The organism is Telluria sp. LT2P80, assembly GCF_059685955.1.
In genome coordinates this window covers 230,192-246,528 of record NZ_JCASIO010000002.1, presented here as the reverse complement: position 1 = coordinate 246,528, position 16,337 = coordinate 230,192, and the positions used below count along the sequence as shown (strand labels likewise).

Below are 16,337 nucleotides of genomic sequence, written 5' to 3'. Positions count from 1 at the left end.
CCGGATTTAAGGTTGCGCGTGACGATGGGCGGCCGAGTAATTCCCGGTCACGTAGTGCTCGAGCTGGCGCTCGATGTCGGTCAACAGGCTCGACGCACCAATGCGGAACAGGTGCGGCTGCAGCCAGTCGTTGCCCAGTTCTTCCTTCATCACGGTCAGGTATTGCAGCGCCGACTTCGCCGTCGAGACGCCGCCCGCTGGCTTGTAGCCGACCTGGAAACCAGTCAGTTCGTGGTAGTCGCGAATCGCGCGCACCATCACCAGCGAGACCGGGATGGTGGCGTTCACGCCTTCCTTGCCGGTCGAGGTCTTGATGAAGTCCGCACCGGCCATCATGCAGACCCACGAGGCTTTGGCCACGTTTTCCAGCGTGACCAGGTCACCCGTGGCCAGGATGGCTTTGACGTGCGCGTCGCCGCAAGCCTGGCGGTACGCCACCATCTCGTCGTGCAGCGCCTGCCAGTTGCCCAGCAAGACGTGCTGGCGCGTGATGACGATGTCGATTTCAGTGGCGCCGGCAGCGACCGACAGTTCGATCTCGCGCAGCTTGGTTTCCATGCTCGACAGGCCGGCCGGGAATGCAGTCGACACAGCGGCGATCGGCAAGCGGCCCTGCAACACCTTGACGGCCGGCGTGATCATTTCGTGATACACGCAGACGGCGCCGGTGCTCAGGGTCTCGAGACCCAGCGCGGCCATCAGGTCAGCGCGCAGCGGGCGCATCGCCTTCATGCACAGGCGCTCGACGCGGCCCGGCGTGTCGTCGCCCGACAGCGTGGTCAGATCCATGCACTCGATCGCGCGCACCAGCCACGCGGCCTGGTATTCCTTCTTCACCGTGCGGCGGTTCGCCAGGCTCGCGGCGCGGCGGTCGGCCGCATTGCGGTTGACCTTGAGACTGTTGATCAGGCCAAGGTCCAGGTCCATGGCGACGTTGCGTTTGAAGTCCAGCGGCTGGCTCATAGCTGTGCGATTCCGTTCGAAAGTGGTTTGACGCCGAGGTGCTTGGCCAGCGTGGCGCCGATGTCCGAGAAAGTGTCTGCGACCGGCAGCTCTTGCGGCGCGACGTTCGGGCCGAAGAAGATCATCGGGATGTGTTCGCGGGTATGGTCCGAACCCGGCGCGGTCGGGTCGCACCCGTGGTCGGCGGTGAGCACGACCAGGTCGCCGTCCTTCAGCTTGGCCATGAATTCCGGCAGGCGCGCATCCAGTTCGTGCAGGGCGTTGGCGTAGCCGGCAACGTCGCGGCGGTGGCCGAAGTGCATGTCGAAGTCGACGAAGTTGACGAACGTGAGCGACTTGTCGCCCGCTTCGTCGGCTACTTCGAGCAGGCGGTCGAACAGCGCCATATTGTCCGGGCCCTTGATCAGGCGCGTGACGCCCTGCCCTGCATAGATGTCGCTGATCTTGCCAAGCGCGAAGACATCGCCGCCCGCGTCCTTGACGTGGTCCAGCAGCGTCGGCGCGACCGGTGGCACGGCGTAGTCGTGGCGGTTCGACGTGCGCTTGTAGTCGCCGTTGGCACCCGTGAACGGACGCGCGATCACGCGGCCGATGTTGTACGGCTTGACCAGTTCATAGGCCGCTTCGCAGACGGCGTACAGGCGCTCCAGACCGAAGTGCTCTTCGTGCGCAGCGATCTGCAGCACCGAGTCGGCCGACGTGTACAGGATCGGCTTGCCGCTGGCGACGTGTTCATCGCCGAAGTCGTTGATGACGGTGGTGCCCGAGGCGTGGCAGTTGGCCAGCCAGCCCGGCACGCCGGTCAGTTCCTGCAGCTTGTCGGTGAGCTCCTTCGGGAACGATGGCACGGTCTTCGGGAAGTAACCCCAGTCGAACAGCACCGGCACGCCCGCGATTTCCCAGTGGCCGCTTTGCGTATCCTTGCCGGTCGACTGTTCGCGCGCGATGCCCCAGGCGCCGGTGAAGCCGTCGCGCTGGCTGAAACCCGGCGCCCATTCGCCACTGGCCTTGTGGCCGGCCGCGCCCAGGCCGAGGCGCTCGAGGTTCGGCAGCGCCATCGGCTTGCCTTCCTTCGCAGCCCATTCGGCGATGTGGCCGAAGGTGTTGGCGTCAAGGTCGCCATATTTGTCGGCGTCGGGCAGCGCGCCCAGGCCGAAGGAGTCCAGCAGGAGGATGAATGCACGGGACATTGGATCGCTCGCTTTCGGTAAGTGTGATTAAGCGTCTGCGCGTGGGGTCGAACCAAGGCGCTCGATATACGCGTGGATCAGCGTGACCATGTCCTTGGCCGCGATCGCCGCGTACTTCAGGGTCTGCTCGTGCGACAGCGCAAACGGCGACAGGCCTTCGGCCAGATTCGTAATGGCCGACACCGCCGTCACTTTCAGGCCGCAGTGGCGCGCCGCGATGACTTCGGGGATCAGCGACATGCCGACGACATCGGCGCCCAGCGTCTTGAAGGCGCGGATTTCGGCAACGGTCTCGAAGTGCGGGCCGGCCGCGGCCAGGTACACGCCTTCGTTCAGCACGATGCCCTTCTCTTTCGCGACGGCCTTGACCTGCTCGCGCGTCTCGGCGTCATACGCATTGGACATGCTGAAGAAACGCGGACCGAAGCGCTCGTCGTTCGGGCCCGACATCGGGCTGCCCGGCAAGAAGTTGATGTGGTCGGTGATCGCGACCAGCGAGCCGGCATCGGCTTCGATGTTCAGCGAGCCGGCGGCATTGGTCACGAACAGCAGCTCGCAGCCGATCTGCTTGAGGGTACGCACGGCGTTGGTCATCACGCCGGGGCCGTAGCCTTCGTAGAAGTGGCCGCGGCCCTTCATGCAGGCGACCGGCACGCCAGCCAGTTCGCCCAGCACCAGTTCACCGGCGTGGCCGTGCACGGTGCTGATCGGGAAGCCAGGCAGGTCGGCGTAGCTGATCGAGACGGCGTCCGTCATCTGTTCGGCCAGCACACCCAGTCCGGAGCCGAGGATCAGCGCGACGCGCGGTGCGAAGCCCGGCTTGCGGGCGCGGATGATGTCGGCGGCGTCGAACGGGAAATTGCTGGACATGTTATTCCTTGTGAGGTCTGGTGATTTGGGGAGGTGGGATGGAGGCTGGCGCGGCCTTCGCAGGCGCGGCGGCATCTGGTCAGCTGAATATTATAACTATGCATGAATGCCGATATGTATGGCAAATACACTTTTTCTTCCCGATTTATATGTTTTCGCGATAAATTAGCAGGACCACGCCGACGTTGACGGCGCCATGACAAATGTCTAGCATTGCAGGACATAAGTTTAAATCATTTGCCGAGCGATGCCGAAAAAAGACCAGTTGTACGAGCTGATCCGCGCCAACCCATTCATCTCTCAGCAAGACCTGGCGGCGCGCCTCGGCCTCTCGCGTTCAGCCGTGGCGAACTACATCGCCACGCTCGTGCGCGAGCGGCGCATCCTCGGCCGCGCCTATGTGCTGCCGGATCACCGCCCCGTTGTCTGCATCGGTGCGTCGAACCTCGACCGCAAGCTGCGCTCGCTCGGCCCGCTGGCCCTGGGCACGTCGAATCCGGCGCGCCAGACCGAGTCGTTCGGCGGCGTGGCGCGCAATATCGCCGAGAACCTCGCGCGCCTGGGCGCCCCGACGAGCCTCATCACCGCAGTCGGCCCGGACGCCTCGGGCCGCGCGCTGCTCGCGCATGCCGACGAAGCGGGCATCGACACGCGCAGCGTGCTGCTGGTCGATGGCGCGGCCAGCGGCACCTACACGGCGGTGCTCGATGAGGATGGCGAGATGCGCGTCGCGCTGGCCGACATGGCGATCAACGACGCGCTCACGCCCGCGTTCTTTGCCAGCCGCGCGCCGCAGCGCGCCGGCGCCGCACTGATCGTGGCCGACCTGAACCTGCCGCACGATGCCGTGGCCGGGTTGCTGGGCGACGCGCTGGCGGGCGGTGTGCCGATGGTCGTCGTCGCCGTATCCGAACCGAAGATCAACCGCCTGCCACGCGACCTGCGCGGCCTGCGACTGCTGATCCTGAACCTGGGTGAACTGGCCGAGCGCGCCGACCGCGCGATGGACAGCGAGGCCGCGATCGCGCGCGCCTGCGCCGACCTGCAGGCCGACGGCGCGCAGGACGTGATCGTCACGCGCGGCGCGCAGGGCGTCATGTTTACAAGGCCCGATGGCCTGCGCAGCCTGGCCGCACCGGCCGTCGATGTCGTCGACGTCACCGGCGCCGGCGACGCGTTTGCCGCCGCCGTCTGCTGGAGCCTGTACAGCGGCGCCACCTCGCTCGACCTGGCCTGCCGCCGCGGCCTGGCACTGTCCGCCATGACCATCGGTTGCGCGCAGACCGTCTGCCCGCAACTTGCGCCCGGCTTGCTCGATCAACCGGCCGACCGCCAACTCCCTATGACTGATTAACCAGAGACCCCCCATGCACAACTTCCTCCTGCTCTCGCCCGAAGTGGCCGCCGCGCGCACGGCCGGCAAACCGATCGTCGCCCTCGAGTCGACCATCATCTCGCACGGCATGCCGTACCCGCAGAACGTGCGCACCGCGCGCGAAGTCGAGCAGATCATCCGCGACGCCGGCGCCGTGCCGGCCACGATCGCCGTCATCGCCGGCAAGATCTGCATCGGCCTGTCGGACGAGCAGCTCGAACTGCTGGGTTCCTCGCCAGACGCGATGAAAGTGAGCCGGCGCGACCTGGCCTACGTGCTGGCGCAGGCGCGCCTGGGCGCGACCACGGTTGCCGCGACGATGATCTGCGCGCAGCTGGCCGGCATCGAAGTCTTCGTCACCGGCGGCATCGGCGGCGTGCACCGCGGCGCCGAAACGAGCTTCGACATCTCGGCCGACCTGCAGGAACTGGCGCAGACCAGCGTGGCGGTCGTCTGCGCCGGCGTCAAATCGATCCTCGACATTGGCCTGACGCTCGAATACCTGGAAACGCATGGCGTGCCGGTGATCAGCGTCGGCCAGCCGGGCTTCCCGGCCTTCTTCACGCGCGACAGTGGCTTCCAGGCCGACTTCCAGATCGATTCGCCCGAAGACCAGGCGGCGTTCATCCGCACCAAGTGGCAGCTCGGCCTGGCCGGCGGCGTCGTGGTGAGCAATCCGGTGCCGGCCGACGCCGCAATGGCGCCCGCCGAGATCGACGCCATCATCACGCAGGCGCTGGGCGAAGCGGCCAGCCAGAACGTCACCGGCAAGAAGGTCACGCCGTTCCTGCTGGGCCGCATCAAGGAGCTGACGGAGGGCCGCAGCCTGGCCACCAATATCGCACTGGTCAAACACAACGCGCTGATCGGCGCGCGCCTGGCCGTGGCACTGAACCACCGCGCGGCCTGAGTCGTCAGCGTAGCCGCCCATGTCGATCGACCTGAAACAACTGAAGTACTTCCTGGCGGTGGCTGAAGAAAAGAGCTTCAGCCGCGCCGCCGAGCGCCTGCACATTTCACAGCCGCCGCTGTCGCAGCAGATCATGAAGCTCGAAAGCGAATTGGGCGTGCGCCTGTTTACCCGCACCACGCGCAGCTTCGAGCTGACCGTGGCCGGGCGTGCGCTGATGGTCGAGGCGGCCGACCTGCTGGGCCGGATGCGCATGACGATCGACACCATCCGCCAGATCGACCGCGGCCAGGTGGGCCGGCTGCGCGTGGGCATCGTCGGCTCGGCGATGTGGGGGCCGATTCCTGGCCTCCTCGAACGCTTCCAGACCGATTTTCCGCGCGTGACGTGGACGATCCATGAGCTGGGGCCGAACGACCAGTGGGAGGCGCTGCGCAACAAGCAGATCGACGTCGGCTTCTGGCGCGAGCCGCGCATCGAGGCGGACGTGCTGAAGGCCGCCAACCTGCGCCAGGAGCTGTGCTTCAAGGAGCAGTTCTGCGTGGCCGTCAATGCGCGCCATCCGCTGGCGGGCCGTGATGCGATCTCGCTGCTCGACATCGCCGGCGAGCCGATGCTGACGCTGCACCTGGACCAGTCGGCCGAGCCACGCTACTTGATGCAATGCTGCGTGAACGCGGGCTTCGAGCCGACCATCTTCCAGGAAGCGGCCGAGCCGCAGACGCTGCTGGCGATGGTCGGCGCCGGCCTGGGCGTGGCCCTGATGCCGGAAACGACGAGCCGCATCGGTTGGCCGGGGGTGCGCTTCCTGCCCATTAACGAGCATGCGCCGTCGGCCAACCTGTATATCAGCTACCCGGTGCAGGACGATGCGCCGGTCGTCCGGGCGTTTCTGAAAATCCTTTTTCCCGATCCACCAGCCGCGTGAACAATCGAACCGTGATTGTCCCGCCATGTATTGCCTTTTTGCATGCATGTGTATAATTTCTAAGCAGGAAACTACGCACGATTGAGGCCAATTAATTATTTTTTAACTTTGGGTCCGGTATGATAGTTATCAAGACCATCAATTTTCCAGAGGAGCTCGTATGACTACAGCAACGCCGCGCTACGACGGGCTCCGCCTGAAAAAATTCGACGACGCCGTGTTCGATGACATCGACACGCTGCGCTCGGCGATCGACGATCGCATTGAACAACTATTGAGCGCGAACGGCCAGTCCGACAGCCTGGCCAAGGCCATGCGCACGTCGGCCCTGTCCGCTGGCAAGCGCATGCGTCCGCTGCTGGTCATGCTGGTTGCGCGCGATCTCGGCTGCGCCTCGCCTGCCCTGATCGATGTGGCCTGCTCGGTCGAACTGGTGCATGCGGCGTCGCTGATCCTCGACGACCTGCCGTGCATGGACGACGCCAGCCTGCGCCGCGGGAAACCGGCAATCCACATCCAGTTCGGCGAAGACGTCGCGATCCTGGCCTCGGTTGCCCTGCTCAGCCGCGCCTTTGGCGTGCTGTCGCAATCGCAGGATATCCAGCCCGTCACCCGCGCGCGTCTGGTTGCGACGCTGGCGCAGACGGTGGGCGACCAGGGCCTCGTGCGCGGCCAGTTCGAAGACCTGCACGGCGGCGCACGCTCGCCCGAGGCGATTGCCACCACCAATGAACTCAAGACCGGCCTGCTGCTGGGCGTCGCTGTCGATATGGCATCGATCATGTGCCACGCCGACGAGAGCGTGTCGCAGCAGCTGCGCGCCTTTGCGCTGGCAGCCGGCCAGGCATTCCAGATCAAGGATGACTTCCTGGACGGCGCCGGCAACGACAGCGCGATCACGGGCAAGGACACGGGCAAGGATATCGGTAAGGCCACCCTGATCAACACGCTCGGCTTCGACGAAGCGCAGCGCCGCCTGTCGGCCTGCCTGATCGAGGCCGACCGCTGCCTGGGCGCCGCCATCGGCGGCAAGGGCCGCACGCGGCACTTCATGGGCGCGCTGTTTGCCAAGGAAGCCAAGGGCGCGCGCTTCATCGCCGAACCTGCCAAGCCGCGCGAACTGCGCCCAAGTCCCCAGCTGGCCGAGTTGCGCCTGAACTGAATTCCCGAATTGAATCTTTGATCTGATCACCCCTCGCATGACGCACTTCGCGGTCGTGGCTCCGGCCCTGTATAGCCACTTCAACACGCTGATGGTGCTCGCGCGCGAACTCGTCACGCGCGGCCACCGCGTCACCTTCCTCCATCGCCCGGATGCTGCTGCCTACGTCAAGGATGCGCGCGTCGGCTTTCACGCCATTGGCGCGGCCACCCATCCGGCCGGCTCGCTGCCCGCCATGCTCGCACGTGTGGCCAATCCCGGCAGCCCGCTGGGCCTGCGCCGCGTGATCCTCGACATGGCGGCCAGCACCGAAATGCTGTGCCGCGAACTGCCGGCTGCGCTGAAGGAACTGCAGGTCGACTGCGTGCTGGCCGACCAGATGGAAGCGGCCGGCGGCATGGTCGCAGAAAGTATCGGCATGCCGTTCATCTCGATCGCGTGCGCCCTGCCTGTCAACCGCGAGCCGGGCATCCCATTGCCCGTGATGCCGTTCGTCTACGAAGACAGCGAGCGCGCCTTCAAGATTGTCGAAGGCAGCACGCGCGTGTATGACTGGATGATGGGCCCGCACCACCGCGCGATCGCGGCACAGGCCGAACGCCTTGGTCTGCCGCCACGCAGCATGCTGCACGAATGCCTGTCGCCGCTGGCGCAGATCGCGCAGATCGTGCCGGGCTTCGATTTCCCGCGCCGCGAACTGCCTGCGCACTTTCACCATGTCGGGCCGCTGCATGCGGCCAACGTGGCGCCGGCTTTAAGCCCGGAAGAACTGGCGCCGTTCCTGCCGCCGGCCTCCGGCACGCGCCCGTTCATCTACGCGTCGCTCGGCACGCTGGTCAGCGACCGCTACCCGCTTTTCAAGCGTATTGCCAAGGCCTGCAAGCAGCTCGATGCCGACCTGTTGATCGCCCACTGCGGCGGACTGAATGACGCGCAGGTGCGCGCGCTCGAAGCCATCGGCAGCACGCGCGTGCACGCCTACGTGCCGCAACTGGCCGTCTTGGCGCGCGCCGACGCGATCGTCTCGCATGCGGGCGCGAACACAATCATGGAAGCAGTGGCGGCGCGCACGCCGATCCTGGCGCTGCCCATTGCCTTCGACCACCCGGGCGGCGCCGCGCGCGTCGAGTACAGCGGCGTGGGCCTGCGCGCTTCGCCGCGCATGAGCAGCGTGGCCGACCTGACGCGCAAGCTGCGCCGGCTGCTGGCCGAGCCGGATTTCGCCGCGCGCATGGCGCCGCTGTCCGACGCGATCCGCGTTGCCGGTGGCGCGCCGCGCGCAGCCGCCATCATCGAGACCGCACTGCACCTGCCGACGGCGGTGGCCAGCCATGGATGAGCGCAGCAACAGTAGCCGCGCCAGCATCGACCACGACCTGATCCTGGTCGGCGGCGGCCTGGCCAACAGCCTGATCGCCTGGCGCCTGCACACCGAGCGCCCGGAACTGCGCATCCTGCTGCTCGAGCAGGGCCGGCACCTGGGCGGCAACCATACCTGGTCATTCCACGACAGCGACCTGACTGCGGCCCAGCTGCGCTGGATCGCGCCGCTCATCTCGCACCGCTGGCCGGGCTACGACGTCGTGTTTCCCGAACACGCGCGCGCGCTGAGCGGCGGGTATGCCAGCATTGCCTCGCCCGATTTTGCGCGCACCATTGAAGCCGCCCTGGGCCCGCTGCTGCGCACCGGCGTGCGGATCGACGCCGTCATGCCCACGAGCGTGCGCCTGGCCGACGGCACGCTGCTGCATGCGCACGCCGTCATCGACGGGCGCGGCCCCAGCGCCAGCCCGCACCTGGCACTGGGCTACCAGACCTTTCTGGGCCAGGAAGTGCGCCTGCACGCGCCGCACGGCCTAACGCAGCCGGTGATCATGGACGCGAGTGTGGCCCAGCAAGGCGGTTACCGCTTCGTCTACCTGCTGCCGTTCGGCCCCGACCGCGTGCTGATCGAAGATACCCATTACGTCGACAGCGCCGTCTGGGAACCGGAGCGGCTGCGCGCCAACATCGCTGCCTACGCCGCCGGGCGTGGCTGGCAGATCCGCGACGTGCTGCGCGAAGAACAGGGCTCGCTGCCGATCGTACTGGCCGGCGACTTCGACCGCTTCTGGGATGCCCTCGATGGCCAGCCCACCGTCGGCCTGCGCGCCGGCCTGTTTCACCAGACAACCGGCTATTCGCTGCCGGTGGCCGTACGCCTGGCCGAACGGATCGCGGCCCTGCCCGACCTGGCCGCGCCATTTGCGGCACAATCACTGTTTGCGGCGATCCGCACCGAGGCACGCGAGGAATGGCAGCGCCAAGGCTTTTTCCGCATGCTCAACCGCATGCTGTTCATGGCCGGCAGCCCCGACCACCGCTGGCAGGTGATGCAGCGCTTTTACCGGCTGGGCGCGCCGATGATCGCGCGCTTTTACGCCGGCCGCCTGACATTCGCCGACAAGCTGCGCCTGTTGACCGGCAAGCCGCCGGTGCCGGTCATGGAAGCGTTTACAGCCGTTCGCAAGACACAACCCCATCAGATCAGGAATTCCGAATGAACCAGATGAAAATCGAACCCAAGCGCGCCGTCGTGATCGGCGCCGGCTTCGGTGGCCTGGCCCTGGCCATCCGGCTGCAGGCCGGCGGCACGCCGACCACCCTGCTCGAAAAACGCGACAAACCGGGCGGCCGTGCCTACGTCTACGAAGACCAGGGTTTCACCTTCGACGCCGGCCCGACCGTCATCACGGATCCGACCGCGATCGAAGAACTGTTCACGCTGTGCGGCAAGAAGATCGGCGACTACGTCGAAATGCTGCCGGTCACGCCGTTCTACCGCCTGTGCTGGGAAGACGGCACCTTCTTCGACTACGCGAACGACCAGGACGCGCTCGACCGCCAGATCCATGCCCTCAATCCGGCTGACGTGGCCGGCTACCAGCGTTTCCTCGCCTATTCGAAAGCCGTGTTCGACGAGGGCTACCTGAAGCTGGGCGCGGTGCCGTTCCTGTCGTTCCGCGACATGATCAACGCCGGCCCGAAACTGGCGCGCCTCGAAGCGTGGAAGAGCGTCTACAGCATGGTCTCGCGCTTCGTGAAGAACGACCATCTGCGCCAGGCCTTCTCGTTCCATTCGCTGCTGGTGGGCGGCAATCCCTTTGCCACCAGCTCGATCTACACGCTGATCCACGCGCTGGAGCGGCGCTGGGGCGTGTGGTTCCCGCGCGGCGGCACCGGTGCGCTCGTCAACGGTCTGGTGCGCCTGTTCCAGGACATGGGCGGCAAGCTCGAATTGAACGCCCCCGTGGCGCGCATCGAAACCGTCGGCAACCTGGCCAGCGGCGTGCGGCTGGAAGATGGCCGCTGGTTCCCGGCCGACGCCGTCGCCTCGAATGCCGACGTCGTGCACACCTACGCCAACCTGCTGAGCAACCACGGTCGCGGCAGCAGCCAGGGCGAAGCGCTGCGCAAGAAGCGCTGGAGCAATTCGCTGTTCGTGATCTACTTCGGCCTGAACAAGCACCATGAGCAGCTGCAACATCACACGGTCTGCTTCGGCGCGCGCTACAAGGACCTGATCACCGAGATCTTCAAGAGCGACAAGCTGGCCGACGACTTTTCGCTGTACCTGCACGCGCCGTGCGTGACCGATCCGTCGCTGGCGCCACCGGGCTGCGGCAGCCACTACGTGCTCGCGCCGGTGCCGCACCTGGGCAATGCGCCGATCGACTGGGACGTCGAAGGGCCGCGCTACCGCGACCGCATCTTCGACTACCTCGAGAAGCGCTACATGCCGGGCCTGCGCAGCCAGCTGGTCACGAGCCGCATCTTCACGCCGAACGACTTCCGCGACGAGCTCAATGCGCACGTGGGCTCGGCCTTCTCGCTCGAGCCGATCCTGACGCAAAGCGCCTGGTTCCGCCCGCACAACCGCGACGCCGAACTGCCGAACCTGTACCTGGTCGGCGCCGGCACCCACCCCGGCGCGGGCGTACCGGGCGTGATCGGTTCGGCCAAGGCCACGGCCGGCCTGATGCTCGAAGGTGTCAACGCAGGAGCGCATGCCGGAGGGCTGCGATGACGACGCAGGCCGGCGAGAACCTGATGGCGCACGCGACCCAGACCATCGAGGTCGGGTCGAAGAGCTTTGCAGCGGCGGCCAAACTGTTCCCGCCGGCCACGCGCCGCGCCGTGCTGATGCTGTATGCGTGGTGCCGCCACTGTGACGACGTCGTCGACGGCCAGGAGCTGGGCTTTGCCAGCGCCCCGGCAGCCCAGGTCACGCACGATGCGCCGTTCGAACTCGACCGGCTGTACGACAACACCCGCCGCGCCTATGAGGGCGAGCCGATGCGCGACCCGGCCTTTGCCGCGTTCCAGGAAGTAGCGCTGGGCCACGCGATTGCGCCGCGCTATGCGTACGATCACCTGGCCGGCTTTGCGATGGACGTCAACGAGGCGCGCTACCGCACGATCGACGACACGCTGCGCTACTGCTACCACGTGGCCGGCGTGGTCGGGCTGATGATGGCGTCGATCATGGGCGCACGTGACGAGGCGGTGCTCGACCGGGCCTGCGATCTGGGGCTCGCGTTCCAGCTGACGAACATCGCGCGCGACATCATCGACGACGCGGCCATCGGCCGCTGCTACGTACCCGACGCGTGGCTGATCGAGGCTGGCATCCAGCCGGATCTGGTTGCGCTGCCGCGCCACCGGGCCGCACTGGCCACGGTCGCTGCACGCCTGGTGGACCATGCGGAGCCGTACTATGCGTCAGCGTCGATCGGTCTGGCGGCGTTGCCGCTGCGCTCGGCGTGGGCGATTGCCACGGCGCGCAATGTCTATCGGCAGATCGGGGTGGAAGTGAAACGGCGCGGACCGCGCGCGTGGGACAAGCGGGTCGGCACGTCGAAGGCGACCAAGCTGCGCCTGCTCGCGCTGGGCGGGCTGCAGGCGCTGGCCTCGCGCTTTCAGTCTAGTCGCGAGCTGCCGGTGCGGCGTGGTCTGTGGCAGCGGCCTGGCCGCGCGGACCCCGCAACTGGTTCTGCTGGGCCTGCAACTGCTGCTTGAGTTTGGTGACGGGCGGCGCGTACAGGAAGCCGAACGACACGGCGCCCTCTTTGCCCTCGACCGCGTGGTGCATGCGGTGGGCCTGGTACAGGCGCTTGAAGTAGCCGCTGCGTGGCACGTAGCGGAACGGCCAGCGCTGGTGCACCAGGCCATCGTGGGCGATGAAGTACAGCAGGCCGTAGCCGGTCATGCCGGCGCCGATCCATTCGATGCGCCCGTAGCCGCGCGTGCCGAACCAGATCAGCGCGATGGCGATGCCGGCAAAGACGACGGCGTACAGGTCGTTCTTTTCGAACCAGCCGGTGCGCGGCTCATGGTGCGAGCGATGCCAGCCCCAGCCGAAGCCGTGCATGATGTACTTGTGCGCGACGATGGAAAACAGTTCCATGAAGGCGATGGTGGCGAGAACGATGAGCGCGTTGAGCAGCATAATGAAGTAAGCGCCTTGATGGGGTGGCGGGCATGGAAGCGGATGCCGACAGCCTAACATGCGACCGCTCCGCACGGTAGCGCAGCAACGGCGGCAGGCGGTCAAACACGATACACCAACAATTGAACCATTGGAGAATACATGCAATCGACTTTCCGTACTTTAGCACTCGCCGCAGCATTTTGCGCCGCAGGCAGCGCCTCGGCCGCATCGATCGAAGTGCGCGTCCAGGGCGTCACGGCCAAGGGCAAGGTGCTTGTCGCCGTGTGCGACAAGACGACCTTCCTGAAGGATTGCGCGTATTCGGGCTCGGCCCCGGCCAAGGCGGGCGAGACGGTCGTCACGGTCGATGGCGTGCCGACCGGTTCGTGGGCCGTGCTGTCCTACCAGGACGAGAACGACAACGGCAAGCTCGATCGCAACGTGCTGGGCATCCCGAAAGAGCCGTACGCATTCAGCCGCGATGCCCGTGGCCGTTTCGGTCCGCCGAGCTTCGAGGATGCGGCATTCGAGCTGCGTGACGAGAAAGCCGTCACCACGATCAAGCTGCGCTGATCGCTGTCAGTGCGTCGCACCGCCCGCTTCGCGCAGGTCGGTGTCGACGCCGAGCGTGACTTCCACCGCCAGCTTGACCCCGGCGATGATGTCTTCCAGCGCCATCGACGGTGGCGCATCCGGTCGCGCAGCCGCCTGCTCCGGCAGGAACGGCACGTGGATGAAGCCCGCCTTGATCGGTTGCGGCTGCATCGCCGCGTGATGCATCAGGCCATAGAACACATGGTTGCAGACGAACGTGCCGGCCGTCTGCGAGACCCCCGCCACCAGCCCCCGTGCGCGCAGCGCGTGCACGATCGCCTTGATTGGCAGCGTCGAGAAATACGCGGCTGGACCGTCGGCGGCAATCGCTGTATCGACCGGCTGCTGCCCGCCGTTATCCAGAATCGACGCATCGTCGACATTGATCGCCACCCGCTCGACCGAGATATCAGGCCGCCCGCCGGCCTGCCCCACCGCGATGACGACGTCCGGATGCAGCTCGTCGATCAGCGCCGTCAGATCCTCGATGGCGTCGCCGAACACGCACGGCAACTGGCGGACCTCGACCTGAAAGCCGTTGCCCTGCCAGCCTTCCAGCGCGCGCACGGCCTCCCAGGCCGGATTGATGGTGGCGCCATTGAACGGCTCAAAGCCCGTCAGCAGAACAGTCTTGATCATCACAGGTTCATCAAAAAGTAGAGCAGGAAGATATTCGCCACCAGGATCGGCAGCGCACTCGGGATCTGGGCCCGGATCACGGCGTTCTTGTCGGGCAGTTCCAGCAGCGCGGCCGGCACGATATTGAAGTTGGCCGCCATCGGCGTCATCAGGGTACCGCAATACGCGCTGAACATGCCGATCGCCGCCATGACGGCCGGGTTGGCGCCGTACACCCCCACCAGCACCGGGATCCCGACGCCGCCGGCCATGACGGGAAACGCGGCAAAGCCGTTGCCCATCACGATCGTAAACAGCGCCATACCGAGGCAGTACACGGCCACCGCGATGAATGCCGAGTCCAGCCCGATATAGGTTGTCGTCAGGTGCGCGACCGCCTTGCCCACCCCTGCTTCGGAAAACAGCAGGCCCAGCACCGCCAGAATGTGCGGCAGCACGACCGCCCAGCTCATCGCGTCGACGAGGCGGCGCGCTTCACGCACGCCCTGCAGCGGCGTGGCGCGCGTGAGCCAGCAGGCAGCAATCAGCGCCACGACCGCGCCGCATCCCATGCTGACGATCGTGATGTGGGCCGGATCGAGGAGCGGCAGGCCGCCCAGTTGCACGTCCTTCAGCAGGGTCGCGCCGATGACGGTTACCAGCGGCGGCAGCAGCGCCGGGATGAACAGGCGGTTGCCCAGCCGCGCGGCGCTGGCCTGGCGCGCTTCGGGCGCCAGCGCCCTGGGCTGGCCGGCCTTCACGCCGCCAAAGCCGGCCAGCAGCGCCATGCCGATCATCAGGGCGCCCACCGCCGCCAGCGGCAGCGCTTCACCCGCCAGGTACAGCAGCGCGTACAGGCCCCAGAACAGGGCCGTGGTGACACGGCGCGGATTGCTGCGGTCCAGCAGGTTCATGATGGCCACGGCCGCCAGCAGCAGGCCGACGAGGATATAGAAGTGATCGATCGAGAGCGTCATGCGGCGCCCTTCTCGTCCAGCACGGCGCGGGCAATCTCGGCATCCAGGCGGCGCAGGTTCCAGGCGTGGATGACGAACGCCGTGATCGCCGTCGGGATGCCCCACAGCGCGATATGCAGCGGATTGACCTCGATGCCTTCGGCCTGCAGGATCGTGTGCATCAGGACGATGGCGCCGAACGCAACGAAGATGTCTTCACCGAAGAACAGGCCGATATTGTCGGTGGCGGCCGACATCGCGCGGATGCGGTAGCGGATGCGCTGCGGCAGCGGACCGTGTTGCGCTTCAGCCGCGGCTTCGGCCATTGGCGCGACCAGCGGGCGCACCATCGTCGGATGGCCGCCCAGGCTGGTCAGGCCCAGCGCTGCCGTGCTTTCGCGCGCAAACAGGTAGACGATCAGCAGGCGCCCGGCGGTGGCCGAGCGCACCTTGCCGATGGCGGCCTGGGCGCGGTCACGCAGCCCGAAGCGCTCGAGCAGGCCGATGGCGGCCAGCGGCAGCAGCAGGATGAGTGGCAGGTTACGGGTCTTGAGGAAGGCGGCGCCGAGCGTTTCGAGCAGCGTCATGACGGACATCGCCGCGGCAACGCCCGTCACGCCGCAGGCAGCAACGGCCACCAGCACCGGATTGGCGCGCAGCACGAACCCCACTACGATGACGACCACGCCGAGCAGTGGCCACAGATTCACAGCAGATTGCATTGCATTCCCCGGCGGTGATAAACGCGGGCAATCTTACCCGATGTTCATGGGGCGCCGAGGTGAATGTCCAACGAAGGTTAGCCCGGCCGGACGGGATTGGTCGCCAGGTCACCGACGACCGTGTTCCACTGGCGCACATGGAACGCGCGCACGAGGCCATTGAGCACGTACGGGTCGCGCGCCGCGAACAGCTGTACCAGCTCTGCGGTCTCGCAGTCGAACACGAGGACGGCCTTGTCGGCTGGCTCGGCCATGGCGCCGGCAAGGATCAATTCGCCTCGCTCCTGCGCCTCCCACGCCAGCGCCAGGTGGGCGTCGCGAAATTCACCGCGGCGTTCGAGATAGTCGGGGGCCAGATCATAGGTCAAAAGAAAATGCACAAAGACTCCAGGAGATGGCGCGAGGCCGGATGCATCAATCCTACCGGAAAGCCGACCCGGCGGCGCAAGCGTGCCGTCCGGCATCGCTACAATCAAACAGGCTCAGCTATGTTGGAATAAAACAACTTTTTAGGCTGACAAACCGTCATGGAACATGCATAGAAGGATGCCTCTAAGAACAAAACTCGACGGCAGGCGT

Annotated in this window: 17 protein-coding genes; 9 read left to right on the top strand and 8 right to left on the bottom strand. The window is 66.4% G+C overall.

Annotated features, from left to right (window positions below):
* Positions 1 to 6 precede the first annotated feature (6 nt).
* The 3 genes from deoC to xapA are packed head-to-tail and all read right to left on the bottom strand — an operon-like array spanning position 7 to position 3,023.
* Entirely contained in the window at positions 7 to 963 is a 957-nt protein-coding gene (gene deoC / locus AC56LW_RS07450; RefSeq protein ID WP_332530161.1) for a deoxyribose-phosphate aldolase, read from the bottom strand.
* Positions 960 to 2,153 carry a phosphopentomutase gene (locus AC56LW_RS07445; RefSeq protein WP_332530160.1) on the bottom strand — a complete coding sequence of 398 codons (1,194 nt, stop codon included), beginning with the start codon at positions 2,151 to 2,153 and terminating at the stop codon, positions 960 to 962. The genes deoC and AC56LW_RS07445 overlap by 4 nt, the downstream gene beginning before the upstream one ends.
* A 27-nt stretch (positions 2,154 to 2,180) precedes the next feature.
* The gene (gene xapA, locus AC56LW_RS07440) at positions 2,181 to 3,023 is read right to left on the bottom strand and encodes a xanthosine phosphorylase (RefSeq protein WP_332530159.1); all 843 of its coding nucleotides are present in this window, start codon (positions 3,021 to 3,023) and stop codon (positions 2,181 to 2,183) included.
* Positions 3,024 to 3,270: 247 nt separating this feature from the next.
* Here xapA and AC56LW_RS07435 point away from each other — a divergent pair, with 247 nt between their 5' ends.
* The 8 genes from AC56LW_RS07435 (at position 3,271) to crtB (ending at position 12,456) form a co-directional block, all read left to right on the top strand.
* Positions 3,271 to 4,377, top strand: a complete 1,107-nt coding sequence (locus tag AC56LW_RS07435; RefSeq protein ID WP_499633207.1) for a carbohydrate kinase — start codon at positions 3,271 to 3,273, stop codon at positions 4,375 to 4,377.
* Positions 4,378 to 4,390: 13 nt separating this feature from the next.
* Positions 4,391 to 5,308, top strand: coding sequence for a pseudouridine-5'-phosphate glycosidase (locus AC56LW_RS07430; RefSeq protein WP_499633205.1), 918 nt, complete (start codon positions 4,391 to 4,393; stop codon positions 5,306 to 5,308).
* A 19-nt stretch (positions 5,309 to 5,327) separates the two neighbouring features.
* Complete coding sequence (locus tag AC56LW_RS07425) at positions 5,328 to 6,236, top strand: LysR family transcriptional regulator (protein ID WP_499633203.1); 909 nt, start codon at positions 5,328 to 5,330, stop codon at positions 6,234 to 6,236.
* Between the two features lie 160 nt (positions 6,237 to 6,396).
* The gene (locus AC56LW_RS07420; protein ID WP_499633201.1) at positions 6,397 to 7,398 is read left to right on the top strand and encodes a polyprenyl synthetase family protein; all 1,002 of its coding nucleotides are present in this window, start codon (positions 6,397 to 6,399) and stop codon (positions 7,396 to 7,398) included.
* A gap of 37 nt (positions 7,399 to 7,435) precedes the next feature.
* Positions 7,436 to 8,737 carry a glycosyltransferase gene (locus tag AC56LW_RS07415; RefSeq protein ID WP_499633199.1) on the top strand — a complete coding sequence of 434 codons (1,302 nt, stop codon included), beginning with the start codon at positions 7,436 to 7,438 and terminating at the stop codon, positions 8,735 to 8,737.
* Positions 8,730 to 9,941, top strand: a complete 1,212-nt coding sequence (crtY, locus tag AC56LW_RS07410; RefSeq protein WP_499633198.1) for a lycopene beta-cyclase CrtY — start codon at positions 8,730 to 8,732, stop codon at positions 9,939 to 9,941. The genes AC56LW_RS07415 and crtY overlap by 8 nt, the downstream gene beginning before the upstream one ends.
* Positions 9,938 to 11,464, top strand: a complete 1,527-nt coding sequence (locus AC56LW_RS07405) for a phytoene desaturase (RefSeq protein ID WP_499633196.1) — start codon at positions 9,938 to 9,940, stop codon at positions 11,462 to 11,464. The genes crtY and AC56LW_RS07405 overlap by 4 nt, the downstream gene beginning before the upstream one ends.
* Positions 11,461 to 12,456: a 15-cis-phytoene synthase CrtB gene (crtB, locus tag AC56LW_RS07400; RefSeq protein ID WP_499633195.1), complete on the top strand. Its 996-nt coding sequence runs from the start codon at positions 11,461 to 11,463 to the stop codon at positions 12,454 to 12,456. Before AC56LW_RS07405 ends, crtB begins: the two co-directional genes overlap by 4 nt.
* Here crtB and AC56LW_RS07395 read toward each other — a convergent pair.
* Positions 12,362 to 12,886: a sterol desaturase family protein gene (locus AC56LW_RS07395; protein ID WP_499633193.1), complete on the bottom strand. Its 525-nt coding sequence runs from the start codon at positions 12,884 to 12,886 to the stop codon at positions 12,362 to 12,364. The genes crtB and AC56LW_RS07395 overlap by 95 nt on opposite strands.
* 141 nt (positions 12,887 to 13,027) lie before the next feature.
* Between AC56LW_RS07395 and AC56LW_RS07390 the strand changes: the two genes are divergently transcribed.
* Positions 13,028 to 13,441, top strand: a complete 414-nt coding sequence (locus tag AC56LW_RS07390; RefSeq protein WP_183557394.1) for a DUF2141 domain-containing protein — start codon at positions 13,028 to 13,030, stop codon at positions 13,439 to 13,441.
* Positions 13,442 to 13,447: 6 nt separating this feature from the next.
* On the opposite strand, the gene pcp is transcribed toward AC56LW_RS07390, so the two are convergent.
* From pcp to AC56LW_RS07370, 4 genes are all read right to left on the bottom strand, one after another.
* The gene (gene pcp, locus AC56LW_RS07385; protein ID WP_499633673.1) at positions 13,448 to 14,098 is read right to left on the bottom strand and encodes a pyroglutamyl-peptidase I; all 651 of its coding nucleotides are present in this window, start codon (positions 14,096 to 14,098) and stop codon (positions 13,448 to 13,450) included.
* A 2-nt stretch (positions 14,099 to 14,100) separates the two neighbouring features.
* Positions 14,101 to 15,057 (bottom strand): DUF979 domain-containing protein, encoded by a 957-nt coding sequence (locus tag AC56LW_RS07380; RefSeq protein WP_499633191.1) that lies wholly within the window; start codon positions 15,055 to 15,057, stop codon positions 14,101 to 14,103.
* Positions 15,054 to 15,758: a DUF969 domain-containing protein gene (locus AC56LW_RS07375; protein WP_499453587.1), complete on the bottom strand. Its 705-nt coding sequence runs from the start codon at positions 15,756 to 15,758 to the stop codon at positions 15,054 to 15,056. Before AC56LW_RS07375 ends, AC56LW_RS07380 begins: the two co-directional genes overlap by 4 nt.
* Before the next feature lie 77 nt (positions 15,759 to 15,835).
* Complete coding sequence (locus AC56LW_RS07370; protein WP_183557384.1) at positions 15,836 to 16,138, bottom strand: YciI-like protein; 303 nt, start codon at positions 16,136 to 16,138, stop codon at positions 15,836 to 15,838.
* Positions 16,139 to 16,337: the final 199 nt, after the last annotated feature.